This window comes from Archangium lansingense (assembly GCF_026626635.1).
GTDB classification, from domain to species: Bacteria; Myxococcota; Myxococcia; order Myxococcales; family Myxococcaceae; genus Archangium; species Archangium lansingense.
In genome coordinates this window covers 2,826,504-2,848,411 of record NZ_JAPNKA010000001.1, presented here as the reverse complement: position 1 = coordinate 2,848,411, position 21,908 = coordinate 2,826,504, and the positions used below count along the sequence as shown (strand labels likewise).

The following is a 21,908-nucleotide window of genomic DNA, read 5'->3' as shown; positions in this document are numbered from 1 at the left end:
CATGCACCACCCCGACGATTCCCCGGCCTGCCTGGGTGCCGCATCTGGCTGGCTGGCGCCCGGTGGCCCAACACTCCCCCTACCGGCCTTGAATGATGAGGAGGGGCCCCGGCTGCCCGAGGGGCTGCCGCCCGTGGTGGATGCCCACGTCCACCTCTTCCCGGACGGCGTCTTCGAGGCGGTATGGCGCTGGTTCGACCAGTACGGCTGGCCCATCCGCTACAAGCTGCACACCCCTCAGGTGGTGTCCTTCCTGCTGTCGCGAGGAGTGCACCGGGTGGTGGCGCTCCACTACGCGCACAAGCCGGGCATGGCGCGCTTCCTCAACAGCTACATCGCCGAGGTGGCTCGGGCCGAGCCGCGCGTGTTGGGGCTGGCCACCGTGCTGCCGGGCGAAGAGGGCGCGGCGGACATCCTGGCCGAGGCCTTCGCATCGGGACTCAAGGGCGTGAAGCTGCACTGCCACGTGCAGTGCTTCGCCCCGGACGCGCCCGCGCTGCACGAAGTTTATGCCGCCTGTGCCCGGGCCGGGCGGCCGCTGGTGATGCACGCCGGCCGCGAGCCCGCCAGCCCCCAGTACAAGTGCGACGTGCACGCCCTCTGCTCGGCCGAGCGCGTGGAGCGGGTCCTGAAGGATCACCCGGGCCTCAAGCTGTGCATCCCCCACCTGGGCGCGGACGAGTTCGACGCCTACGAGCGGCTGCTGGAGCGCCACGACAACCTCTGGCTGGACACCACCATGGCGGTGGCCGGCTACTTCCCCATTCCCGTCCCTCGCCGCTTGCTGGACGTGCGCCCCGAGCGCATCCTCTACGGCACGGACTTCCCCAACCTGCCTTACGCCTGGGACCGCGAGCTCAAACAGTTGTTGGCCCTGAAGCTCGGGGACGAGGCGGAGGCGGGCATCCTGGGGCAGAACGCCCTCCAGCTGTTCGAGGGATGTTGAAAACCGGGCACACCCCTTCCGGAACCGGGGGGGCGTTCGCATCTTGCCCCCCATAGAATCTGCCTTCCCTGCCGGAATACGCATCGAGGCCCCGCCATGTCCTACATCCTGGTCGTCGACGACGACGCGAGCCACCGCACGCTCATCTGCGATGCCCTAGAGGAGATGGGCTACCGCACGGAACAGGCCGCCAACGGCCGAGAGGCCCTCGACACCCTGGAGGGAGAGATTCCCCAGGCCGTGCTGTTGGATCTGCGCATGCCAGTGATGAGCGGCTGGGGCCTGCTGGACGCGCTCAAGAAGATGCCGCGAGCGCGCGGGCTGCCGATCATCATCATCTCGGGCTACGGCTTCGAGTGGGAGGCGGAGCTGGTCGGCGCCGCCGGCTACATCTCCAAGCCGGTGGACCTGGACAAGGTGAGGATGACGGTGCAGCGCATCATCGGCCCCCCGGAGGTGGCCATGGTGCACTGAGCAGCACTCCCGGGAACGCGCCGCTCACGCGAAGACGACGGTCTTGTTCCCGTGTGGCAACACCCTGTCCTCCAGGTGCCAGGCAACCGCGCGCGCCAGCACGGTGCGCTCCACTCGGCGCCCGATGCGGACCAGGTCCGCCACCGCATCTCGATGCCCCACCCGATGCACGTCCTGCTCGATGATGGGCCCCGCGTCCAGCTCGGCCGTCACGTAGTGCGCCGTCGCTCCAATCAGCTTCACCCCGCGAGCATGCGCCGCGGCGTACGGATTGGCCCCCACGAACGCCGGTAGGAAGCTGTGGTGGATGTTGATGATGGGCCGGCCGCAGCGCTCGATGAAGTCCGCGCTCACAATCTGCATGTAGCGGGCGAGGACGATGAGGTCCACCTGGTGGTCCTTCATGAGCTCGAGCGCGGCCGCCTCGGCCTGGGGCTTGGTGCTCGCGGTGACGGGGATGTGGTGCAGCGGGACGCCGAAGGGAGCCACCACCTCGCGCGCATCTGGATGGTTGCTCACCACCAGGGGGATGTGCGCGGCCAGCTCGCCCTTCTTCCACAGCCAGAGCAGCTCCTGGAGGCAGTGGTCCTGCTTGGAGACAAAGACGGCCATGCGCTTGACGCGCGCGGCGGGGGCGAGCCGCCACTCCATCCCGAAGCGCTGGGCCACCGGGAGGAAGGCCTCCTCCAGCGCGGCGAGCCGCTCCTGGAGCCCGGGGAGATCGAACTCCAGCCGCATGAAGAAGCGGAGATCATCGGGCTCGGTGTGCTGGTCCGAGTCGACCACGTTGGCGCCGTGCTCGTAGAGGAGCTGGGACACGGCCGCCACCACCCCGGGGCGATCCACGCAGGTGATGAGGAGCCGGGCGCGATCCACGTTCGTCTGGGAGGGAGAGTCCATACGGGGGTGGATCCTACACGCCAGGGCGGCCCCTCCGGGGGCCGGACCTCGGGCATCAGGGGGATTGCCGGGGGGCGGCGGAGTCGGCTCTGATCCGCCCCACGCATGTCCTCCCCCCCCACTGACCTGGCCGTCGATGCCCACGGGCTCGTGAAGCGCTTCGGCGAATTCACCGCACTCAACGGGATGGAGCTGACCATCCCCCGAGGCTCCTTCTACGCCTTCCTCGGCCCCAACGGGGCGGGCAAGTCCACCACCATCGCGCTGCTCACCGGGGTGTACGCGCCGGACGCCGGCCGCATCTCCCTGCTGGGCGTGGACGCGGTGGCCCGGCCGATGGAGGTCAAGCGCCACATTGGCGTGGTGCCCGAGGAGCTGAGCCTCTTCGAGCGGCTCACCGGCAGGCAGTACCTCACCTTCTGCGGGCGAATGTACGGGCTGAGCGGGGACGAGGCGGCGGCACGGGCGGCCGAGCTGCTCGAGCTGACGGAGCTGACGTACAAGGCGGGCGCGCTGGTGGCCGAGTACTCCAAGGGCATGCGGCGGCGGCTGGCCATTGCCGCGGCGCTCATCCACGCGCCGGAGCTGGTGCTGCTGGACGAGCCCTTCGAGGGCATCGACGTGCTGGCCGCGGGCGTCATCCGCGAGCTGCTGCGCGAGCTGAGCCGGCGGGGCGTGACGCTGCTGCTCACCACGCACGTGCTGGAGATCGCCGATCGGCTGGCCACGCACGCGGGCGTCATCCGCGGCGGGAGGATGCTGGACCAGGGGACGGTGGAGCAGTTGAGGGAGCGCTATGACTCGCCCTCGCTGGAGGCCGTCTTCGAGAAGCTCATCTCCGTGCCGGCCGCGCGCAACGCGAAGCTGTCCTTCTACGGAGACGCGCCGCCCGCCGAGGTGGTGCAGCTGCGCCGGGGGTCCGCGTGAACCGGGCCGCCACGCCGGGCTTCTTCCGGCACCTGTGGTTGTTGTGGGGCCTGCGCCTGGACATCGGGCTCAACCAAGGGCCGGGGAAGAGCCGGCTCATGGCCGTGGCCGCCTTCCTCCTGTCGAGCGCCCCCGCCTGGGGCCTGGGCGTCACGTTCTACGGGCTGATGCGCCTGCGGACCATCGCCGAGAGCGAGATCTGGCCCTTCTTCATCCTCAACCTGCTGTGCTTCGTCACCTCGGCGGTGTGGGTGACGTGGCCGCTGATGAGCGCGGGCGTGGATGACCACTCGGAGCTCAGCCGCTACGCCCCCTTCCCCATCTCGCCCTTCCGGCTGCTCATCGCCTCCACGGTGGCCAGCCTCTTCGAGCCTCGCGCGCTCGTCTTCTACGCGCCCCTGACGGGAGCGGCGCTCGGCTTCGCCTCGGTGCATCCGCTGCGCCTGCAATGGTTCGCGGTGCTCCTCTATGTGCTCTTCGCGCTGCTCAACGCCGCCTGGAGCCGAGTAGGACTGCACCTCGTGCTCAACGTGCTGCGCGAGAAGCACAGTGCCCAGCTCATCGGCGGTGGCTTCGTGCTGTTCCTCGTGGCCGCTTCCCTCATCCCGCCCATCGACACCTCGTGGCTGACCGCCGTGGGCGAGGGGGGCGTGGACAAGCTGGACATGGCCATCATCGTCGACGCGACGATTGCCCTGGGGCGAGTGCCCTCGGGCTTCTTCGGGGACGCGCTGCTGGAGCTCACCTATGGGTACCGGCGCAATGCCCTGGCCAATGGCGTGGGCATGGTGTTCTTCGCCCTGATGGGATTGGGGCTCGCCTACGCGCTGCTGCTGCGCTTCCACCGCAACGTGGGCCGCGCCGGCCCTTCCGTGAAGGAGTCCGGAGACAACGACCCATTCGCTCGCACGCGCACCGTGTCCACCACGCTGCTGGTGCGCGAGGCGTTGGATTTGTGGCGCAACCCGCGCGCCCGACTGCTGGCGTCCGTGCCCTTCGTGCTGGCCATCCTGCTGAAGCTGACCTCAGGCCGGGCCCTCTTCGAGTACCTGCTGGGCGCGAGCGCGGATGCCTGGTTGATGGGCGGCCTGTGCATCTATGGCGCGGTGGTGATGGCCTCCACGTTCTCGCAGAACACGTTCGCCTATGACGGGCACGGCCTGGCCCTGCTCATCGCGGCCCCCGTGGAGTTGGGAGACGTGCTGCGGGCAAAGAACGTGGTGCAGGGCGCGGCGGCAGGAGGCATGGCCCTGCTGGTGGGACTGTTCTACCGGGTGTACTTCGGCAGGGGCTCGGCGCTGGACTTCCTGTGCGCCATGGCGGCCGTGCTGGCTGTCATCCCTGTGCTGCTCGCAGCCGGCAACTTCCTGTCCCTGTACTTCCCCGTGAAGTTCCACGCGAGCCTCAAGCGCCGGGACAAGCTGCCCCTCACCGCCTCCATGCTCGGCATCGTCGCCGCGAGCGTGGGGTGCGCCCCCTTCATCTGGGCCCTGCGATTCGCCGGAAAGAGCGGGCCCAATGGGCAGACACTGGCGATGATCGCCCTGTGCGCCGTGGTCAACGTCATCATGTACCGCGCGCTGCTCCCCCTGGCCCTGCGGCTGCTCGGTCAGCGGAGGGAGATTGTGTTGCGCGCGGTGACGCGGGAGTGACCTATCCGGACCCTCGACGCCGCGGTCCAGGTCAACTCTTGCGAGTGCGCATTGCGCGAGAATCAGCGGAACGGGTTCCAGATGAATCCCGTGCAGATACAGGCTCTATTTCCTGCCGGATCATCTCCAGATTCTTGCGAACAGCCTCGTGCAGGGCCTCTTTCGGTGAAGCAGCCCTGAAGTGCCGCTCAACCAGAGCCACCAAGCGCCGGGGGGCGGGAAGATGAAACGGGTTGGACTGAGCCCATCGCGCCAGTGCGGCAGCACCCCCCGTATTGCCCGGAGGGCATCGAGTCGAGCCAGCGGCTCGGCAAGTACCGCTGGGTCGTGGAGCGGACGCTGGCGTGGTTAGGACTACTTGGTGGTGCAGACCGGCTGTCGCCCCGCCTCTAGTTGGGAGGCCAGCTCGATCTGCGTCTCAATCGGTGACCAGTTCCAGCATGACCAAACGCGCGCCGTGTTGTCCCGGCTGGTGGTGAGGATGCGAGAGCCGTCGGGGCTGAAGGCCGCCGCCTTCACAGCGCCGACGTGACCGGAGAGGGTGTGAAGGAGCGTGCCTGAGACGGCGTCCCAGACGCGCGCCGTCTTGTCCGAGCTGGCGGTGAGGATGCGAGAGCCGTCGGGGCTGAAGGCCGCTGCCACTACTGCATCGGAATGACCGGAGAGGGTGTGGAGGAGCTTGCCGGAGGCGGCGTCCCAGACGCGCGCCGTCTTGTCCGAGCTGGCGGTGAGGATGCGAGAGCCGTCGGGGCTGAAGGCCGCCACCACTACTGCATCGGAATGACCAGAGAGGGTTTGGAGGAGCTTGCCGGAGGCGGCGTCCCAGACGCGCGCAGTCTTGTCCGTACTGGCGGTGAGGATGCGAGAGCCGTCGGGGCTGAAGGCTGCTGCGCGTAAGGAGGCGTCAGCGAAGAGGCTGTAGCGGAGCTTTCCGGAGGCGGCGTCCCAGACGCGCGCCGTGGAGTCCAAGCTGGCGGTGAGGATGCGAGAGCCGTCGGGACTGAAGGTCGCTGCCCACACATAGAGGGAGTGACCAGAGAGGATGTGGAGGAGCTTGCCGGAGGCGGCGTTCCAGACGCGCGTCGTGCTGTCCTCGCCGACAGTGAGGATGCGAGAGCCGTCGGGGCTGAAGGCCGCTGCCATCAAGGGGGCGTCAGCGAAGAGGAAGTGGAGGCGCTTGCCGGAGGCGGCGTCCCAGACGCGCGCCGTGCTGTCCAAGCTGGCGGTGAGGATGCGAGAGCCGTCGGGACTGAAGGTCGCTGCCACCACGGTGGCGGAGTGATCGGAGAGGGTGTGGAGGAGCGTGCCTGAGACGGAGTCCCAGACGCGCGCCGTCCTGTCCGAGCTGGCGATGAGGATGCGAGAGCCGTCGGGACTGAAGGTCGCTGCCATCCCAACACCGGAGTGACCAAAGAGGCATGTGGCGGCTTTGTCAGAATCCACATCCCAAACGCGCGCAGTCTTGTCCGTACTGGCGGTGAGGACGCGAGCGCCATCGGGGCTGAAGGCCGCTGCCGTCACAGCGCCGACGTGACCGGAGAGGGTGTGGAGGAGCGTGCCTGAGACGGCGTCCCAAACACGCGCCGTGGAGTCTTGGTTGGCGGTGAGGATGCGAGAGCCATCGGGGCTGAAGGCCGCTGCCACTACGGCATCGGAGTGACCGGATAGGGTGTGGAGGAGCGTGCCTGAGACGGCGTCCCAGACGCGCGCCGTCTTGTCCGAGCTGGCGGTGAGGATGCGAGAGCCGTCAGGGCTGAAGGCCACTGCCACTACTGCATCGGAATGACCGGAGAGGGTGTGGAGAAGCTTTCCGGAGACGGCGCCCCAGACGCGCGCGGTCTTGTCCGAGCTGGCGGTGAGGATGCGAGAGCCGTCGGGGCTGAAGGTTGCTGCCTTCACAGCGCCGATGTGTCCGGAGAGGGTGTGGAGGAGCTTGCCGGAGGAGGCGTCCCAGACGCGCGCCGTGGAGTCTTGATTGGCGGTGACGATGCGAGAGCCGTCGGGGCTGAAGGTTGCTGCCTTCACAAAGATGGAGCGACTGAAGAGGGTGTGAAGGAGCGTGCCGGAGGCGGCGTCCCAGACGCGCGCCGTGGCGTCGTCCCCGCTGGCGGTGAGGATGCGAGAGCCGTCAGGGCTGAAAGCCGCTGCCACCACGGCGTCGGCGTGACCGGAGAGGGTGTGGAGAAGCTTTCCGGAGACGGCGCCCCAGACGCGCGCCGTCTTGTCCCCGCTGGCGGTGAGGATGCGAGAGCCGTCAGGGCTGAAGGCCGCTGCCACTACGGCATCGGAATGACCGGAGAGGGTGTGGAGAAGCTTTCCGGAGAAGGCGTCCCAGACGCGCGCCGTGGAGTCTTCGTTGGCGGTGAGGATGCGAGAGCCATCGGGGCTGAAGGCCGCTGCCAACACGGAGCCGCGATGCTCGCGCAAGACCATCAGACCTGGCTCCTTGCTCCAAGCGGACAAAGCCTTTGCGATGTCCTCATTTGGAGCGATGCGCCAGGCTTCCTCGATGTCGAGGCGACTCTTCCGCGGATCGTCCCTGAGTTCCATCAGTGACTTCGTTGTCAGTTCTCGTGAGCGGGCGTTATCTCTCTCCTGCTGAGCTTGCTTCCGCTCCTGCTGGGCTTGTTGCCAGAGCACGAAAATACCAAGTCCAGCCACGGCCAGCATCAGGACCAGCACCTTCAGGCGTCGCGCGGACAAAGCTTCCGTGCGCGCTCGTTCCGCCTCGGCCCTTCGTCGTGCCTCGGCCTCCCTGGCCAGTTGCTGTGCGCGCTCGAACTCCTGCTGCTTGCGTGCCTCCTTCTCGCGCCGCTCCGCGTCTCGATGCTCCAGGCTGGCTCGCAGGAAGTCGCGCTCGCGCTGGTTCAACGGCCCGGGATTCTTCGCGAAGCGCTCCTCGGCCTCCAGCAGCCGCGAGCCGGTGTACAGGTAGCTGGAGTCCCGCTTCTGCTTGTCCCACTCGTTGGCCGCCTCGGTCAACCGCCGGAGGACCCGCCATTCCTGCCGGCCCTCGTCCAGCCATTGGCGCAGCGTGGGCCACTCGTGGATAAGCGCCTCGTGCGCCACTTCCACCGTGTCCCCGTCGGCGACCAGGAGCCGTGTTTCCGGTCCCGACAGCACTCCCAGGACGTGCTCCACCTGCTCGGCAGAGACACCGGCCAGCTCGGCGCGTGCCATACGCCGCCGTGTATCGGGAGTGCCCTCGCCCTGAGAGGTGAGTCTCAGGAAGAGCTGGCGGGCCAGGTCCCGCTCCTCGGGATTCAAGGCCTCGTAGCAGGCCTGCGCGCGCCGCTGGAGCGCTCCCGCCACCCCGCCGCTGGCCTCGTAGGCGGACAACGTCAGCCAAGCGCCTCTGCGTGCCCGCCACAGTTCGTAGAGGGCATGCTCCAGTAGGGGCAGGGTGCCCGGCTCCTGGGACACATCCTTGAGGATGGTGCCCACCAGCCCCTTCTCCAGGAAGGCCCCCACTGCCTGGGCCGGGCGAACGATGGCATCACGTAGGGCATCAGGGCCCAGGCAGCCCAGCAGCACCTGATGTTCCTGCATCAGCTCCCGGAGCGCGGGCATGTTCAGGCAGCGCTCGAAGAAGTCCGCGCGCAGGGTGACGATGACCTTGAGGGAGCCGCGTCCCTGCTCGACGGCGTCTCGCAGATTGGAGACGAAGGCCGCCACTTCCTTCGAGGCCCCCTCCCCGGTGGCCAGGGTGAAGAGCTCCTCGAGCTGGTCTACCACCAGCACGAAGATGCCCGGCTGCCCGGCCGTAAGGGTTCGCACCGCGTCGCAGAGGGCCTCCGGCCGGGAGGCGAGGCGCCAGGCAAGGTCCTCGGCGGTGCGCAGCCGGTCGGCGGGGGGCACCAACGTGGCGAGCTGGTCCGCAAGGGCCCGCAGGGGCCTGTCCCCGGGAGTCATCGTCTTGATGTACGGACGAGGGCCGAGCCCGGCCGCGGGGTCCTCCAGGCGCGGGAGGACCCCGCCACGCACGAGAGAGGACTTGCCCACGCCCGAGGCCCCCACCACGGCCACGAAGGGGTGCTGCTTCAGCTTGTCGAGCACCGTCTGGATTTCGGAGTCACGGCCGAAGAAGAAGCGGGCATGAGCCTTGTCGAAGGGCAGCAGGCCTCGATAGGGAGCCGGCTCGTCCGGGAGCCGGTAGGTATCGCTCGCGGGGGCCAGCCCCTTGATGCCGGCCACCAAGCGCTTGAAGGCGTCGGCATCATCCAGCCCCGAGCGGAAGTCCACCCAGGTGCGTTGGGAGATGAAACCCTCAAGGTCCTCGGGATTGGCGCCGGGCAGGAGGATGGGGATGACGCGGCACTCGTCGCGCGAACTCACCGCGCGGGAGAGGGCCAGTCGCAGCTCCGCATGATGCCAGGGGCTGACGCCGGAGGCGCCGAAGAAGACGGCCACCGACTCGCTCTCCCCCAGGGCCTTCTCCAGCTCGGCTTGCCAGCTCTCGCCCGGCACCAGGTGCCACTTGTCCAGGAAGGGCTGGAGCCTCGCTTCTTCCTTCAGGCGATGGGCCAAGAGTTCGACGGCGCTCTTGTCCCGGCTGTTGTGGGACAGGAACACATCGAAGCTTCGCCCTCCCGGGTCGGCAACGCTGTTGCTCATTCGAGACCTCGGGCCGGAGCATGGCCTACGTGTTGGAACCATGTCCATCCGGCGCCCGGGCTCCGTGACGCTGTTCTGAAATGCCTAGACTTTCTTTCCATGCGTATTCCGGCCATCGTGCTCACCCAAATCGGCCGCTCGTGATCACCTGGCTCGGTCATCGTGATCGGAGCGAAGCGACGCTGAGAGGGTGTTGAGCAGAGGCGACCAACTATCTCCCCGACTCGATGAATACCGACGACGAAGATTGAGGCTGGCATGACTTCCGGCGTAAGGTGGCCGTTCCTACGGGAGGAGTCATGCGAACATCCACCGCCGTCCGGGCCGCCGCCCTCGCGCTCACCTTGCTGGCCAGGAGCGCCACCGCTCAGGTTCCTGCCTCCGGGCTGACGCGAACACTCACCGTCCCCGCTCCGCCGGAGGCCGATGCTCCAGCGCCCCCCATCTACCTGCGCAAGCACATGGTGACGACGCTCCAGTTCGAGCTCTCCATCCGTGCCACCACCCTCTCCGGACCCGGTGCGGAAGACGTCACCGTCCAGCAGCTCGGCGAGGATGCTGTCGTTCTCCGCCCCTCGAGAAGCCTGCCCGAGTGGCGCAAGCCCACGCTCACCGTCGTGGCGAAGGATGGTGTCAAACACGCCTTCACGCTCGTCATGGGCGAGACCGAGATGGATGTACAGGTACACATCCAGCGAGGACAGTGCCGCGCCTCGGAACCCGAGGACCTCGACGCACTGGCGGCGGAGCTGTTGCTCCGCGAGCCCGTGCGCACCATCCGCCAGCTCTCGTTCCGGCAGGACAACAAGCTGGTGAGCACTGGAGGAGCCACGCTTCAGGTCTGGGGCACCTTTGCTCTTTCGCGGCTCGCGCTCGTGGCCCTACACATCGAGTCGACCGGCGAGCCCTTCTCTTTCGATCAAGCTCGCTTCGAGAATCCCGCCGGACGCATCCAGGTGCTCGGCACCCGTCAGGACGCCGAGGGGAACATCTCCATCGTGGTCAAGCGCCCCGAAAACGAGGCCGACGGCATTCCCTACTCGGTCGAAGTGAGTGAAAGAAACGGACCTCGAAAGCTCATCGCCAAGGTCATCCCCTGGCCGGCCATGGCAGACTCAACGCCGAGCCAACCACTGGGCACGCAAGGGCATCCCGAAGCTGATCCAGATGGTGGTGTTCACAACCGGGAACTCCCCAGGCCGTAGCTCCTTCAACGCCGCCAGCATCTTTGGATCGTCGTTGCCGACATTCACGCCCGGGTGGGAGCCGGGGCCCCAGCGCTCCAATCCGGGCTCCTTGCCCCAGACGTCATACCCGATGGCGCAGATGGGAAGCTTGCGGCCATCCGCCAACTCCAGTTCCTTGAACTGCACGGACATCCGGTTGCCGTAACTCTTCGCCCGCCCATAGAGCTTCGCCCCCTTCATGCGCCGCCCCAGCTCCGAACGCGGGAAGTCCGGCCCCAGGTGCAGGCCCTCCCAACGCGCCACCAGCGGGCCCTCCTTCATGAAGAGCGGTGTCTCCTGTCGACGAAGGTAATCAGACCCCAACCCCACGTCGTACGGCTCGCCCGTGCCCAGCCCCAGTGCCTCGATGGCCACCCGCGCCTCCTTCGGGCAGTCCTCCAGCCACTCGGTGTCCACCTGACGCACCTGCACCGCCGCGCATGCGCTCGCCGATAGGCCCACGCACAGCGTCAGCACCTTCATGTTCACGCTCACCGCCACCGTCTCCGGCGACTTGCTGCTCTTGGACGACACGGGTTTGCTTCCTTTCTTCTCGTCTCGGGGTCCGTAGAGGTCGATCTCCGGAATCTTGAAGTAGCTGCTCTTGAACATGGGAAGGAGGACTTCGAGCACCTTCGGGTTGTCTCCAAGGGCGTGGATCACTCCCTCCCCCATGTGGGACTCGACGAACAGCTCCACGTAGAGCTCCACGATGCTCGGATGGCAGAGCCCGTGGGGAAGTTCCTCCTCCTGCAGCTTCACTCCTCCCGTGAGCGGCCGGACGCTATCCGTCCACGGTGCCTGGAGCCCCAGCCTCGGCCGCCAGACGATATAGCCCTCCTTCCCAAGGTCCTCGTCCCAACCCAGATCACCTGGGTCCTCCGCCGCGGCGACCTCCCCTTCCCCGGCCTCTCCGGGTTGCGCTCGCGGCAATTCCACCGGGCGAGGTCCGGGTTCCAGGCGGCTCCACTTCCACAGCCTCCAACCTCCCACGCTCGCGAGCGCGAGCATCCCGCCCACCAGCAACAGCGTCTCCATCCGATTCCGCGCAGCCATCGCGAGCAGACCTCCCATGGGGGGCAATCCGCCCTCCGAGGTTTCCTCGCGGAGCATAACCCACCTCGGCGGTCTCTTGTCGAGGCGTACTCTCGGAGTCACCCCGCCATTGGGGCTCGCCCCGTCCCCTCCGTGCTAGAAATCCCCCCATGCCCATCGCCGAGCTCAACCACCAAGGCATCTATTTCGAGGACTCCGGCGGCTCCGGTCCCGCCCTCATCCTCGGTCACGGCTTCCTCATGGACGGCCGCATGTTCGACGCGCAGGTCCAGGCGCTCGCCCCCGAGTTCCGCGTCATCCGCTGGGATGCCCGCGGCTTCGGCCGCACCCAGTGGGACGGCAAGCCCTTCGATCTCTACGACTCCGCCTCGGACTGCATCGCCCTGCTCGACTACCTCGGCATCCAGAAGGCCATCGTCGGCGGCATGTCCCAGGGCGGCTACTGCGCCCTCCGCGTCGCCCTCCGCTACCCCGAGCGCGTCCGCTCCCTCGTCCTCATGAGCACCCGCGGCACCATCGACGAGCCCGAGGTCCGCGCCGGCTACCGCCAGGTCCGCGACTTGTGGGGCACCCCGGGCGCCACCGAGAACATCGTCCAGAATCTCGCCAGCGGCATCATCGGCGACTCCCGCTTCCACTCGCCCTGGCTCGATCGCTGGCGCCAGACGCCCAAGGCCCACTTCGTCGCCGCCATGAACAACCTCATCGACCGCGACGACATCCAGCCTCGGCTCGGCGACATCCGCTGCCCGGCCATCGTCTTCCACGGCACCGATGACACCGGCATTCCCCCCTCCGAGGGCGAGTACCTCCACAAGTCCCTCCCCGGCAGCAAGCGGCTCGTCCTCGTGCCAGGCGCCGCTCACGCCGCCAACTTCACCCACCCCGAGGCCGTCAATCCGCCCCTCGTGGAGTTCCTGCGCGCCCACGCGTGAGTGATGGAGCCCCGTATATGGACATGCACCCCATCGCAGGTGTCATCTGGTACGCCGTCGGGCGCTTCTACGAGGCGCAGGATGGATCCCTCCAGGACCTGGGCTACTTCGCCCACCTCGGCGGCATCCAGCCCCTCTTCAACAGCCATCATCCCGGCGAAGCCTCCGCCTTCTTCACCTTCCGCTCCGAGCCCTTCACCGCCCGGAAGCTCCACAATGGGGATCTCTCGCTGTCGCTCGATGCCACGGGGAGCTTCACGCTGTACCTCAACCGCGAGCCCTGTGGAGACTTCTCCCGCCCCGAGACCTTCTCCCGCGGCGAGCCCATCGCCACCTTCCAGCGACTGTCCGCCGTGGTGGGGACCTCCGTGGGACCGATCGGCACCAACTTGTTCTCGGCGGCGCTGATCTCCAGCTCGACGTTCCACTTCCAGGGCAAGGACTGGAATCTGGAGCGACTCATGCCCCACGGCATCACCCAGATGGGCGTGGCCAGCACCACCGTGATCACGCCGCCGCAGGGTTTCAAGGCGGTGACTCCGTTCGTCGGCTCGGCCATGGCCGTCGGGGGGAACGTGCGCTGGCCTTGAGGCACGTTGCATGATGTGCCCCCCTGTCGGGATGTGGGGCGCGCGAGCGGCCGGGCAATGAGGCGCCTGCTCTCCGGTAGGCACCTCGGGGGTGCTCTCAATCCGAGAGCTGGGGTGATGGGCGCGCACCGGCCGAGCGTGCCCGGTAGTGCTCGGGGCTCTGGCCCGTCCAACGCTTGAAGGCCCGGTGGAAGACCGTTGGATTGGCGTAGCCCAGGAGGTAGGAGACCTCGGCGATGCTCAACCGCTTGTCGAGATAGACCTTCGCCAGCTCTCGCCGCAGCCCATCGAGCAGCGCCTCGTAACGGGTTCCCTCCTCCTTCAGCCGGCGCTGGAGGGAGCGTGGACTCATGTGGAGCTTCGCCGCCACCGCCACCAGGCTGGAGTCCCCTCCGCCCAGCGCCCCGCGCAGCACCGTCCGCACCTGCTCGCTCAACTGGCTCGTGGAAGGCAACTGCTCGACCTTCGCCTTCGCCTGCTGCTCGAAGAAGGAGAGGAAGAGCGCGTTGGCGTGGGTGAGCGGCAAGTCCAGCGTGGCGTTGGAGAAGGCAATCTCCGTGGTCGACGCCCCGAAGGAGACCGGAATGCCGAAGAAGTCCTCGTGCGCGGAGCTGTCGGGAGGAGGCTCGTGCTCGAAGTGAACCCAGAGCGGCCTCACGGGCATGGTGGTGAGCGCACGTGTCGTCAGCAGCAGCTCCGCCAGGATGCACTCCGCGAGGACCCGGTGGATCGGCCGCCGCGGCTCATGAGAGAGGAAGCGGATGCTGCCGCCGCCCTCGCAGGGCTCCAGGGTGAGGCGCTCGAAGTCTTCCCAGAGCCGTTGGTAACGGAAGGCCCGTTCGAAGCCCTCTCGCAGCGTGGGGCTGGCCATCAACACCAGCCCGCTGACGCCATAGGCTTCCAGGGTGAACTCTCGCGCGAGCTCGAGCCCCAACGTGGGCTCCTTCACCCGGGAAGCAAGCGCCTCCATCAGCGCCTCGAATGAGGAGAGGGGAATACGTGCCTCGGGCTCCCGCAGCAAGGAGCAGTCCAGGCCCGCCTCCTGGCACAGCGCGGTCTCATCCAGTCCACGCCTCCGGGCAAGCACCAGCTGGGGGAGTGCCAGACGAGCGGAGATCTGGATGGACGGTTGGGTCATCCGCGTGCGCCTCCAGGAGAACCCTGGGGATGGTGTGGCGCGTCCTGCAAGTCACTCTGGCGCGTCGGGTCAGTCCCCGCGGTGCTCACCACAAGCGTGGTCCGCATCTTCCCAGATGAACGATGCCCATCTGGAGCGCGGCTCCAGCGGGCCTGGAAGAAAGGGAACGGTCATGGAGAGCACGATCGCGGAAATGGGGCTGGGAACGGGCGCGCATCGGCCGAAGGACAAGGCGGAGCTCTTGAAGTGGATTTTCGAGGAGATGGAGAGGGTGGGGGATGTGAAGCCCTTGCTCGATCACCTGGCGGAGGACGCGGTCTGGATGGTGACGATTCCGGACGGAACGCCCCTCAGCGGAGAGTTCCGCGGCAAGCAGGCGGTGGCCGCGTACTTCGCCGCGCTGCCTGGAATCGCCGAGTTCCATCAGGAGCGGCCCCAGGAGTACATCTCCCACGGAGACAAGGTCATCATCCTCGGGGAGGATTCCTTCCTCGTGAAGAAGACGGGGGAGACCTTCCGGAGCGAGTACGCGCTCGTCACGGACTTCCACGCGGGGCTCATCACGAGGATGGTGGTGATCCAGAATCTGTGCGGTATCGCCGAGGCGTATCGCGAGCACTGACCCACTCCCTCGAGTCCACATCCAGGCCCAAGGACTGGAGCTTCGAGGTGAAGAGGTTGGCGGTGGGCTCCTCGCACCGGCATGTCCGTGTGCCCGTGCGAGCTCCCATCCGCCACCTCGCTGCCGAAATCACCCGCCCGGCTTCATGACATGGGGACGGGCCAGCAGCCGCTCGACATAGGCATCGATTGCGGGCCGGCCGGTCGGCGCCGCCCACCTCCGCATCCAGATGCACATCGAGCCGATCATCACATCGGCCGCGGTGAACCAGTCACCAAACAGATAGGGGCCCTTGCCCAGCTCCTCTTCCACCACATTCAGTGCGGTGTCGAAGTCCGTCCAGCCACGCTGGGGCAACGTCTCCACCTTCAGCATCCTGTCGGCCATGGCGGGTTCGAGTTGCGAGGTCGAATACACCATCAGGGAGAGATAGCGCCCCCGCTCCGGTGAGCCGCTCTTCGGCGCGAGCCTGGCCTGGGGGTACTTGTCGGCGAGGTACAAACAGATGGCCGCGCCCTCGAACACCTTCGCCTCGCCATCCACCAGCGCCGGCAGCTTGCCAGCGGGGTTGATCTTCAGGAACTCCGGCGTCTTGTGCTCGCGCTTCAAGAAGTCGATGGGCACGAGCTCGTACTCCGCTCCACACTCATCGAGCATCCACTTGCTGACCACCGCACGGCTGTGGGGATTGAAGTAGAGCTTCATCGGTTCTCCGATGGCCGTCTCGTTCTGTATGCAGAACATTGGCCTGCACTCCGGGTCCAGAACAATGGAGCCGCGAGGCCGTTCATGTGAGCTGGCTCGATCGGACGTGGCGCGTCCTGCAAGTCATTCTGGCGCATCAGGACAGCCACACTGGGGAGCCCCCATGCATCTGGAGCTCCCCAGTCCCCTGCGCTCAGTAGGTGATGCCGTGCTTCGCAGCCTTCTCCTTCACGCCCTTCATCACGTTGGCGTCGAAGGAGTCGTCCTTGTCCGCCACGTTCTTCATCCTCCAGGCATCCCGCTCCGCCGCCAGCTTCGCCGCCTTCTCCTCCAGTGCCTTCCGCTCGCCCGCCAGCTGCTTCACCTTCGCGTCCCGCCCCGCCGCGTCCAGCCCCTGCAGCTCCTGCGGCAGCTCCTCCTCCTTCACGCTCGCCAGCGCCTCCGGCTGCGCCGCCAGGTCCACCGCGCCCCCCACCGCCGCCGGTGCGCTACTCACCGAGGCCGCCGCCCCCGACCCCTTCCCCGCCCCACGCGTCGTCTTCATGAACTGGATGCGATCCGCCGCTGCCTCCGGGGCCAGCCCCGCCATCTGCTCCGCCCGCGCCCGGTTCGCCACCTGCGCCTCCTTCTTCCCCGCGTACATCGTCTTGCTCGCCAGCTCCGCGTTCACCTTCGCCAGATCCGCGTCATACGGCGTCGCCACCGCCACCATCCCGCCCGACTGCTCCAGCGACTCGTACCGCCCATCCGTCGTCTTCGCCGCCAGCTTCCAGTGCACCTCCGTCTCCGCGTCCCCTCCGCAACGCACCGTGTTCACCACGATGTGCTTCTCCGCCGCCCGCTTCACCCAGTGCTTGAAGTTCCAGTCGTCGTTGCGCTGTGCCGGCGGCGCGTCCCCCACCAGGAAGATGAGCTTCATCGTCTCCCGACTCTGGTCCCACGACAGCTTCGACACCGCCTCGCCCAGCCCCCGCCCCACGTGCTCCGGCGTGTCACCGCCTCCGTCCGCCTGCAGCGCCCGCAGGTGCGTGAAGAGGCCATCCAGGTCCTCCGTGAGCTCGTACCGCTTCGTCACGTAGGCGTCCCCCACGTCCCGGTACGCCACCAGCCCCACCCGCACCTGCGGCGTGGGCTTGCCCTGTGCAATCCGCGACGCGATGGAGAAGATCTTCTGCTTCGCCCCCTCGATCAGCCCCGCCATCGAGCCCGTCGTGTCCAGCACGAAGACCACGTCAATCCTCGGACGCGCCTGCTGCTGTGACGTCTGCTGGGACGGCTGCGGCTGCGGCTGCTGCGGCTGCGGCTGCGGGACCGGGGCTCCCGGGGCCTGCGGCGGAGTGGGCTTCGGGGGGACCCCGGCGAGGGCCAGGGAAGAAGCGGACGTAAAGAGGGCCAGCGCGGCCCCGAGCACGGGGCGCGTGAGGGACTTCAGGTTCATGGCAGGGCTCCGGGAGAGAGGTATTCCGGGTCGGATTTCCAGCGGGCTCGCTGGTGTAACGGACGAGCCGCCAGATGGGTCTATCGCTCCCGGTTGCACCCGCTCCGGCGGGGCGCTACGCCTGCTCCCACCCGTGCGCGTCTTCCACTGCGACCAATACGTCGTCCCGCTCCCCCCGGGGCACCGCTTCCCCATGGAGAAGTACCGCCTGCTGCGCGAGCTGCTCCTGCAGCGCGGCGTCCTGTCCTCCGACAGGCTCCGGGCCTCCGAGCCCATCTCTCGCGAGGACCTGGAGCGCGTCCACACCCCGCGCTATCTCGACGCGCTCTGGACGGGCACCCTCTCCGAGGCCGAGGTCCGCCGGCTGGGCTTCCCCTGGTCCGAGGACCTGCTCCTGCGCTCGCGCGCCTCCGTGGGAGGCACCGTGGGCGCCGCCCGGGCCGCACTCGAGGATGGCCTCTCCGGCAACCTCGCCGGGGGCACTCACCATGCCTTCCCCGACCATGGCGAGGGCTACTGCGTCTTCAACGACATCGCCGTGGCCATCCGCGTCCTCCAGGCCGAGCGGCGCATCCAGCGCGCCGTGGTCGTGGACCTGGACGTGCACCAGGGCAACGGCACCGCCGCCGTCTTCGAGGGCGATGACTCCGTCTTCACCTTCTCCATCCACGGCGAGCACAACTTCCCCTTCCGCAAGCAGCGCTCCAGCCGCGACGTGGGCCTGCCCGATGGTGTGGACGACCGCGCCTACCTCGACGTGCTCGCCATGCACCTGCCCGAGGTGCTCGAGGCCGCTGGCGCCGACCTCCTCTTCTACCAGGCCGGGGTGGATCCTCTCGCCGAGGACTCCCTCGGCCGGCTCTCCCTCTCGCACGCAGGAATGAGGGAGCGCGACCGGCTGGTGCTGGAGGCCGCATGGCACCGCGGCCTGCCTCTCGTGCTCACCCTCGGGGGCGGCTACGCGAAGCCCATCACCGCGACCCTGGAGGCCCACGTCGGCACCTACGAGACGGCCCTCTCCGTCTTCCGGTAACGGGGTGACAGCTGCCACCCTGGCGACGGGAACTCCTCGTAGACTTCCAGATGGCTGATTCAGGAGGCCCCTGCGTGAATGCTCGGATGATTGGACGCATTGCTCTCGGCGTTGCCTTGATGGCCGCCCCCCTCGCCCACTCGCACCAGACGCCCCCCGGCGACGTCTACCCGGTCGTCACCCGCTCGGACCGCGGCTTCGTCGTGGCGTTCCGCTCGTCCATCGAGGACCGCTACTACTCCCAGCCGTATGGTCTCGATGGCAAGCCCTCGGCCGCGAAGACGTCCATTCGGAAATCCCAGGTCCCGCCCACCGTGCGGTCCCCTGGCGCGTGGCTCCGAGCGCGCCGTCTTCTGGGTCAACGAGGACCACCAGCTCATGTTCGCCTCCTGGGTGGCCTACTCCGAAGCGCCCGTGCAGACCCGGCTCGTGGGTGACGGATTCGACATGGACACCTCGCTCTCCTCCGCGGTGAACGGCAACGTGGCCCTCGTGGCCGCACACCTCCCCGACTCGAAGGGCCTGTTCCACATCCGCACGTGGACCGCTCCCTGGCCCGTGACCTCCGCCAGGTAGCAGGCGCGCCAGCACGGCCCCGCGACGCCGCGAGAGAAACACCGTGGCCACGTCCATCACCGCCTCGCTCGCCCCCGGCTCCACTCCCGGCAGCCCGTATACCGCCTCCACCCGGAAGCCCTCGGCCGGCGCGAGCGCCATCCGCAGGTCATCGGCAATCGGCGTCACCAGGAAGTCGAAGTCCTCCTCGAACACCTTCCGCGTCCGCTCCGCATCGCTCAGGTAGAAGTAGTTCGACCCGCGCACGGAGGAGATCTTCGTGACCAGCTCCTGCCCGAACGCGATGTTCACCCCGAATACCGTTGTCTCCCGGCCCTTCTGTGCGTGGCTGCTCAACAGCTCCATGAACTCGCCATCACCCGTGGCGCCCACGTTGGGCATCGCGTCCGTGAAGAGGAAGAGCCGGCGCGAGCGCGAGGGATCCACCTGCCTCGTGGCGAGCTGGTTGAATCGCCACTGTTCATGGCACCACCACAACCCATCAGCGTGAACGCCGCACCCAGCGCGGCGAGGAGCCTTCGCGTCATGTCTTCCTCCAGGAAAGGGGTGCTGGCGCCACAGCAAGCCCCGTTCCACGCGAAAGCCTTTGATTTCACGGAGAGTGAGCCCCCGGAGGCCCGTGGCCCATGACAGCCATGCCCTATGACACGTCTGGATTTACCAGCGGCGGTGCGACAGGGCCCGCCCCGTCCCTCCATGGCCTTCCTCGAGTGAGCCCATCCATCCTGGGCGTTGGCGGGAGCGAGGCTCAGGGGCAGGTGCCGGGATCGCACGCGTAACAGAAGCGACGCAGGTACGGCGCGAAGAGCCGGCTGCCAGGCGCGGTGGCGGCAATCGCAGCCGCCGAGAGGTTGGCCGGCATGCACTCGTCTCGCGCCATCGAGGTGTGCTCCGAGCACTGCGCCGGAGGCTCCGCAAAGCTCTGGTTCGTATACGAGAACGGCATGGGCGGGATGGTGTCGATGACACTGCGGCCCCACCCAGTGCCGTCGAGCGACGTTCCGCTCGTGCCGAGCCCGAGCGCTTGCCACGTCGCCGAGGGGGCATAGGGCATTGGCTCGTTTCGCCGGTGCGTGACGCCGTACTTTCGACGCCCACTGCTGGCGTCCGGCAGGAGGGTGGTCCACTCGGCCGGCAAAGGGCCGGCGGCGCCATTGCACGTGTCATTCCCGCCGTCGATGATGAACAGGCCATGTACCTGCATCTTGCGCGAGATCAGCGCGGCGTGTCCGGCCCCCTGGGAGAAGCCAGAGATGATGATCTGGCTCCAGACGATGCTGGCGGACGTGATGTTCCCTGCTGTCGGCACGTAGTAGCTGGACCAGCCTCCCGCCGGGTCGTTGGCGTCGAGGTACTCCAGCACACGGTAGAGGCGCTCGAGCACCGAGTCGCCGCGCTCGATGTTGGCCTCGGAGGAGACGTCGGTGCCGAGGACCGCCTCCATGCGCGCGAGCCCCTGGCAGTCGTTACCGCAGGGATTGGCTCCGGAACACGCATCCTTCACGGAGACACGATTCTCGTAGGAGAGCCCGATCGTGCGGTATCCCGCGTAGGCGGCGGTAGCCAGCACGAGATCGTGCTTGTCCGGCTCCATGTGTGTACCCGGTAGGAACACGACCAGGGGCGCACGAGGCGTCACGGCGGCATTCGGCTTGTAGACGTGGGTCCTCGCGCACGGAGTCTCGTTTGAATTGAACCCGCCGACGCACGCGGTAGGCGCTCCCGCCAGCAAGGCCACGGGATCGATCCGAGCGACGAGAGAGGGTGGCTGAGCTGTGTACGCGCTCGCCGATGGGCAGCTTTGCACGGGAATCACGACTCTTGTGGTGGACTCTGTTTCCCGTGCCGGCTCTCGAGCCAGAGCGCCGCACGCGGCCAGTGTGAGGCACAGGCCAGCGGAAGCAGCATATCGGCGTGTTCCGGGTATGCTCATGACTCTCTCCGTCTGCCCCGAAGGGCAGCATCCATTGGTACGTCACCTGAGCGCGCCGCTTCCCACCTGCGGCGATTCACACCAAATCACCGGGCTATCAAATGGGTAGAGGGCGGTAGCGCGAATGTGATGACGCGCCGGCACGTGGGGCCCCGGACAGAACGGGGCGGGCCGAGCCGTGAACCAAAGATGCTTAGGGTCTGGCCTTCCTCCTTGGACACCTCCCTACTCTGAGTCAGGTGGATGGTCGGTCGAGGGTTGGCATGCCAGCCAAACTCATTCCAACGCTTGACGCCCACACACTCAGGGGCGCGCGGTGTCACCTCCGCCACGGCTCTCTACCTTCGGGGGGAGTGAGTGCGTGGCGACCAGGCCACGCGCTCACCCAACCCGGGGCTACGCCTCTTCCCGGCTCACGCCAGGTCGAAGAGCAGCGCCTCCAGCGGCTCCGTTGCCGACAACACCAACTGCGACTCCTCGGACACAGCCACCCCGTCCCCGGCCTTCAGCGCCACGCCGTTGAGCGTGCCCGCGCCGCGCGCCACCTGCAGCCAGACGTGCCGGCCCGGCGCCAGCGAGAACCCGGTCTTCTCGCCCTTGCCCAGCAACGTGCTGTACAGCCGCAGGTCCTGGTGCACCTTCAGCGCTCCGTCCTTCCCCTCCGGCGACACCACCAGCCGGAAGCGACCCTGGCGCTCCTCCTTCGTGAACGCCTTCTGCTCGTAGCTCGGCGTCAGGCCCTTGCTCTCGGGGATGACCCAGATCTGCAGGAAGTGCAGCTCCTCGCCGCTCCGGTTCATCTCGCTGTGCAGCACACCCGTGCCCGCCGTCATCCGCTGCAGCTCTCCCGCGCGCAACACCCCGAGCGTGCCCATGCTGTCGCGGTGCTCGATCTGCCCCGAGAGCACGTAGGTGATGATCTCCATGTCCCGGTGCGGGTGCGTGCCGAAGCCACTGCGCGGCGCCACCCGGTCCTCGTTGATGACGCGCAGCGCACGGAAACCCATGTGCTCCGGGTCGTAGTAGTCCGCGAACGAGAAGGTGTGGTGGGAGTCCAGCCAGCCGTGGTTGGCATGGCCGCGCGCTTCAGCGGGTCGAACGTTCAACATGGGGTACTCCTTTTCTCCAGTCCTCTTGGATGCA

Annotated in this window: 19 protein-coding genes and 1 pseudogene; 12 read left to right on the top strand and 8 right to left on the bottom strand. The window is 67.6% G+C overall.

The window, feature by feature from the left end; translation table 11 throughout:
• Position 1: 1 nt before the first annotated feature.
• Positions 2–946 carry an amidohydrolase family protein gene (locus tag OV287_RS11300; protein ID WP_267534028.1) on the top strand — a complete coding sequence of 315 codons (945 nt, stop codon included), beginning with the start codon at positions 2–4 and terminating at the stop codon, positions 944–946.
• A 96-nt stretch (positions 947–1,042) separates the two neighbouring features.
• Positions 1,043–1,420 (top strand): response regulator, encoded by a 378-nt coding sequence (locus tag OV287_RS11295; protein WP_267534027.1) that lies wholly within the window; start codon positions 1,043–1,045, stop codon positions 1,418–1,420.
• A gap of 24 nt (positions 1,421–1,444) precedes the next feature.
• Here OV287_RS11295 and purU read toward each other — a convergent pair whose 3' ends face one another.
• A complete protein-coding gene (gene purU, locus OV287_RS11290; RefSeq protein WP_267534026.1) occupies positions 1,445–2,320 on the bottom strand; it encodes a formyltetrahydrofolate deformylase in 876 nt (291 codons plus the stop codon).
• A gap of 105 nt (positions 2,321–2,425) precedes the next feature.
• Here purU and OV287_RS11285 point away from each other — a divergent pair, with 105 nt between their 5' ends.
• The 3 genes and pseudogenes from OV287_RS11285 to OV287_RS11275 form a co-directional block, all read left to right on the top strand.
• Entirely contained in the window at positions 2,426–3,247 is an 822-nt protein-coding gene (locus OV287_RS11285) for an ABC transporter ATP-binding protein (RefSeq protein WP_267534025.1), read from the top strand.
• Positions 3,244–4,899: a hypothetical protein gene (locus OV287_RS11280; RefSeq protein ID WP_267534024.1), complete on the top strand. Its 1,656-nt coding sequence runs from the start codon at positions 3,244–3,246 to the stop codon at positions 4,897–4,899. The genes OV287_RS11285 and OV287_RS11280 overlap by 4 nt, the downstream gene beginning before the upstream one ends.
• Positions 4,900–5,164: 265 nt before the next feature.
• Positions 5,165–5,250, top strand: a pseudogene (locus OV287_RS11275) (IS5/IS1182 family transposase); the annotation flags it as partial.
• Between the two features lie 3 nt (positions 5,251–5,253).
• Here OV287_RS11275 and OV287_RS11270 read toward each other — a convergent pair.
• Positions 5,254–9,513 carry an nSTAND1 domain-containing NTPase gene (locus OV287_RS11270; protein ID WP_267534023.1) on the bottom strand — a complete coding sequence of 1,420 codons (4,260 nt, stop codon included), beginning with the start codon at positions 9,511–9,513 and terminating at the stop codon, positions 5,254–5,256.
• Between the two features lie 299 nt (positions 9,514–9,812).
• On the opposite strand from OV287_RS11270, the gene OV287_RS11265 reads away from it, so the two are divergent.
• On the top strand, positions 9,813–10,718 hold the full coding sequence (locus OV287_RS11265) for a DUF2381 family protein (RefSeq protein WP_267534022.1): 906 nt from the start codon (positions 9,813–9,815) through the stop codon (positions 10,716–10,718).
• Here the strand turns inward: OV287_RS11265 and OV287_RS11260 are convergent.
• Positions 10,629–11,795, bottom strand: a complete 1,167-nt coding sequence (locus OV287_RS11260) for a hypothetical protein (protein ID WP_267534021.1) — start codon at positions 11,793–11,795, stop codon at positions 10,629–10,631. The genes OV287_RS11265 and OV287_RS11260 overlap by 90 nt on opposite strands.
• Positions 11,796–11,944: 149 nt before the next feature.
• Between OV287_RS11260 and OV287_RS11255 the strand changes: the two genes are divergently transcribed.
• Complete coding sequence (locus tag OV287_RS11255; RefSeq protein WP_267534020.1) at positions 11,945–12,730, top strand: alpha/beta fold hydrolase; 786 nt, start codon at positions 11,945–11,947, stop codon at positions 12,728–12,730.
• Between the two features lie 23 nt (positions 12,731–12,753).
• Complete coding sequence (locus OV287_RS11250; protein WP_267534019.1) at positions 12,754–13,320, top strand: hypothetical protein; 567 nt, start codon at positions 12,754–12,756, stop codon at positions 13,318–13,320.
• A 97-nt stretch (positions 13,321–13,417) separates the two neighbouring features.
• Here the strand turns inward: OV287_RS11250 and OV287_RS11245 are convergent, their stop codons facing one another.
• Positions 13,418–14,458, bottom strand: coding sequence for an AraC family transcriptional regulator (locus tag OV287_RS11245; RefSeq protein WP_267534018.1), 1,041 nt, complete (start codon positions 14,456–14,458; stop codon positions 13,418–13,420).
• A 172-nt stretch (positions 14,459–14,630) separates the two neighbouring features.
• Here OV287_RS11245 and OV287_RS11240 point away from each other — a divergent pair, with 172 nt between their 5' ends.
• A complete protein-coding gene (locus OV287_RS11240; RefSeq protein ID WP_267534017.1) occupies positions 14,631–15,080 on the top strand; it encodes a nuclear transport factor 2 family protein in 450 nt (149 codons plus the stop codon).
• 129 nt (positions 15,081–15,209) lie between these two features.
• Here the strand turns inward: OV287_RS11240 and OV287_RS11235 are convergent, their stop codons facing one another.
• Together OV287_RS11235 and OV287_RS11230 are read right to left on the bottom strand one after the other, a co-directional pair.
• Positions 15,210–15,824, bottom strand: coding sequence for a glutathione S-transferase family protein (locus tag OV287_RS11235; RefSeq protein WP_267534016.1), 615 nt, complete (start codon positions 15,822–15,824; stop codon positions 15,210–15,212).
• Between the two features lie 154 nt (positions 15,825–15,978).
• Entirely contained in the window at positions 15,979–17,223 is a 1,245-nt protein-coding gene (locus tag OV287_RS11230; RefSeq protein WP_267534015.1) for a vWA domain-containing protein, read from the bottom strand.
• A gap of 193 nt (positions 17,224–17,416) precedes the next feature.
• Between OV287_RS11230 and OV287_RS11225 the strand changes: the two genes are divergently transcribed.
• From OV287_RS11225 to OV287_RS11215, 3 genes are all read left to right on the top strand, one after another.
• Positions 17,417–18,256, top strand: a complete 840-nt coding sequence (locus OV287_RS11225; protein WP_267534014.1) for a histone deacetylase family protein — start codon at positions 17,417–17,419, stop codon at positions 18,254–18,256.
• Between the two features lie 378 nt (positions 18,257–18,634).
• On the top strand, positions 18,635–18,832 hold the full coding sequence (locus OV287_RS11220) for a hypothetical protein (RefSeq protein ID WP_267534013.1): 198 nt from the start codon (positions 18,635–18,637) through the stop codon (positions 18,830–18,832).
• 43 nt (positions 18,833–18,875) lie between these two features.
• The gene (locus tag OV287_RS11215) at positions 18,876–19,058 is read left to right on the top strand and encodes a hypothetical protein (protein WP_267534012.1); all 183 of its coding nucleotides are present in this window, start codon (positions 18,876–18,878) and stop codon (positions 19,056–19,058) included.
• 522 nt (positions 19,059–19,580) lie between these two features.
• Here the strand turns inward: OV287_RS11215 and OV287_RS11210 are convergent.
• A complete protein-coding gene (locus tag OV287_RS11210; RefSeq protein ID WP_444546329.1) occupies positions 19,581–20,765 on the bottom strand; it encodes a BPSS1187 family protein in 1,185 nt (394 codons plus the stop codon).
• 413 nt (positions 20,766–21,178) lie between these two features.
• Positions 21,179–21,874, bottom strand: coding sequence for a pirin family protein (locus OV287_RS11205; protein WP_267534010.1), 696 nt, complete (start codon positions 21,872–21,874; stop codon positions 21,179–21,181).
• Positions 21,875–21,908 lie beyond the last annotated feature (34 nt).

Bases quoted from the DNA above. Each gene is read 5' to 3' on its own strand.
- OV287_RS11300 (WP_267534028.1), top strand. From the start codon at position 2: ATGCACCACCCCGACGATTCCCCGGCCTGCCTGGGTGCCGCATCTGGC.
- OV287_RS11295 (WP_267534027.1), top strand. From the start codon at position 1,043: ATGTCCTACATCCTGGTCGTCGACGACGACGCGAGCCACCGCACGCTC.
- purU (WP_267534026.1), bottom strand. From the start codon at position 2,320: ATGGACTCTCCCTCCCAGACGAACGTGGATCGCGCCCGGCTCCTCATC.
- OV287_RS11285 (WP_267534025.1), top strand. From the start codon at position 2,426: ATGTCCTCCCCCCCCACTGACCTGGCCGTCGATGCCCACGGGCTCGTG.
- OV287_RS11270 (WP_267534023.1), bottom strand. From the start codon at position 9,513: ATGAGCAACAGCGTTGCCGACCCGGGAGGGCGAAGCTTCGATGTGTTC.
- OV287_RS11265 (WP_267534022.1), top strand. From the start codon at position 9,813: ATGCGAACATCCACCGCCGTCCGGGCCGCCGCCCTCGCGCTCACCTTG.
- OV287_RS11260 (WP_267534021.1), bottom strand. From the start codon at position 11,795: ATGGCTGCGCGGAATCGGATGGAGACGCTGTTGCTGGTGGGCGGGATG.
- OV287_RS11255 (WP_267534020.1), top strand. From the start codon at position 11,945: ATGCCCATCGCCGAGCTCAACCACCAAGGCATCTATTTCGAGGACTCC.
- OV287_RS11250 (WP_267534019.1), top strand. From the start codon at position 12,754: ATGCACCCCATCGCAGGTGTCATCTGGTACGCCGTCGGGCGCTTCTAC.
- OV287_RS11245 (WP_267534018.1), bottom strand. From the start codon at position 14,458: ATGACCCAACCGTCCATCCAGATCTCCGCTCGTCTGGCACTCCCCCAG.
- OV287_RS11240 (WP_267534017.1), top strand. From the start codon at position 14,631: ATGGAGAGCACGATCGCGGAAATGGGGCTGGGAACGGGCGCGCATCGG.
- OV287_RS11235 (WP_267534016.1), bottom strand. From the start codon at position 15,824: ATGTTCTGCATACAGAACGAGACGGCCATCGGAGAACCGATGAAGCTC.
- OV287_RS11230 (WP_267534015.1), bottom strand. From the start codon at position 17,223: ATGAACCTGAAGTCCCTCACGCGCCCCGTGCTCGGGGCCGCGCTGGCC.
- OV287_RS11225 (WP_267534014.1), top strand. From the start codon at position 17,417: ATGGAGAAGTACCGCCTGCTGCGCGAGCTGCTCCTGCAGCGCGGCGTC.
- OV287_RS11220 (WP_267534013.1), top strand. From the start codon at position 18,635: ATGTTCGCCTCCTGGGTGGCCTACTCCGAAGCGCCCGTGCAGACCCGG.
- OV287_RS11210 (WP_444546329.1), bottom strand. From the start codon at position 20,765: ATGAGCATACCCGGAACACGCCGATATGCTGCTTCCGCTGGCCTGTGC.
- OV287_RS11205 (WP_267534010.1), bottom strand. From the start codon at position 21,874: ATGTTGAACGTTCGACCCGCTGAAGCGCGCGGCCATGCCAACCACGGC.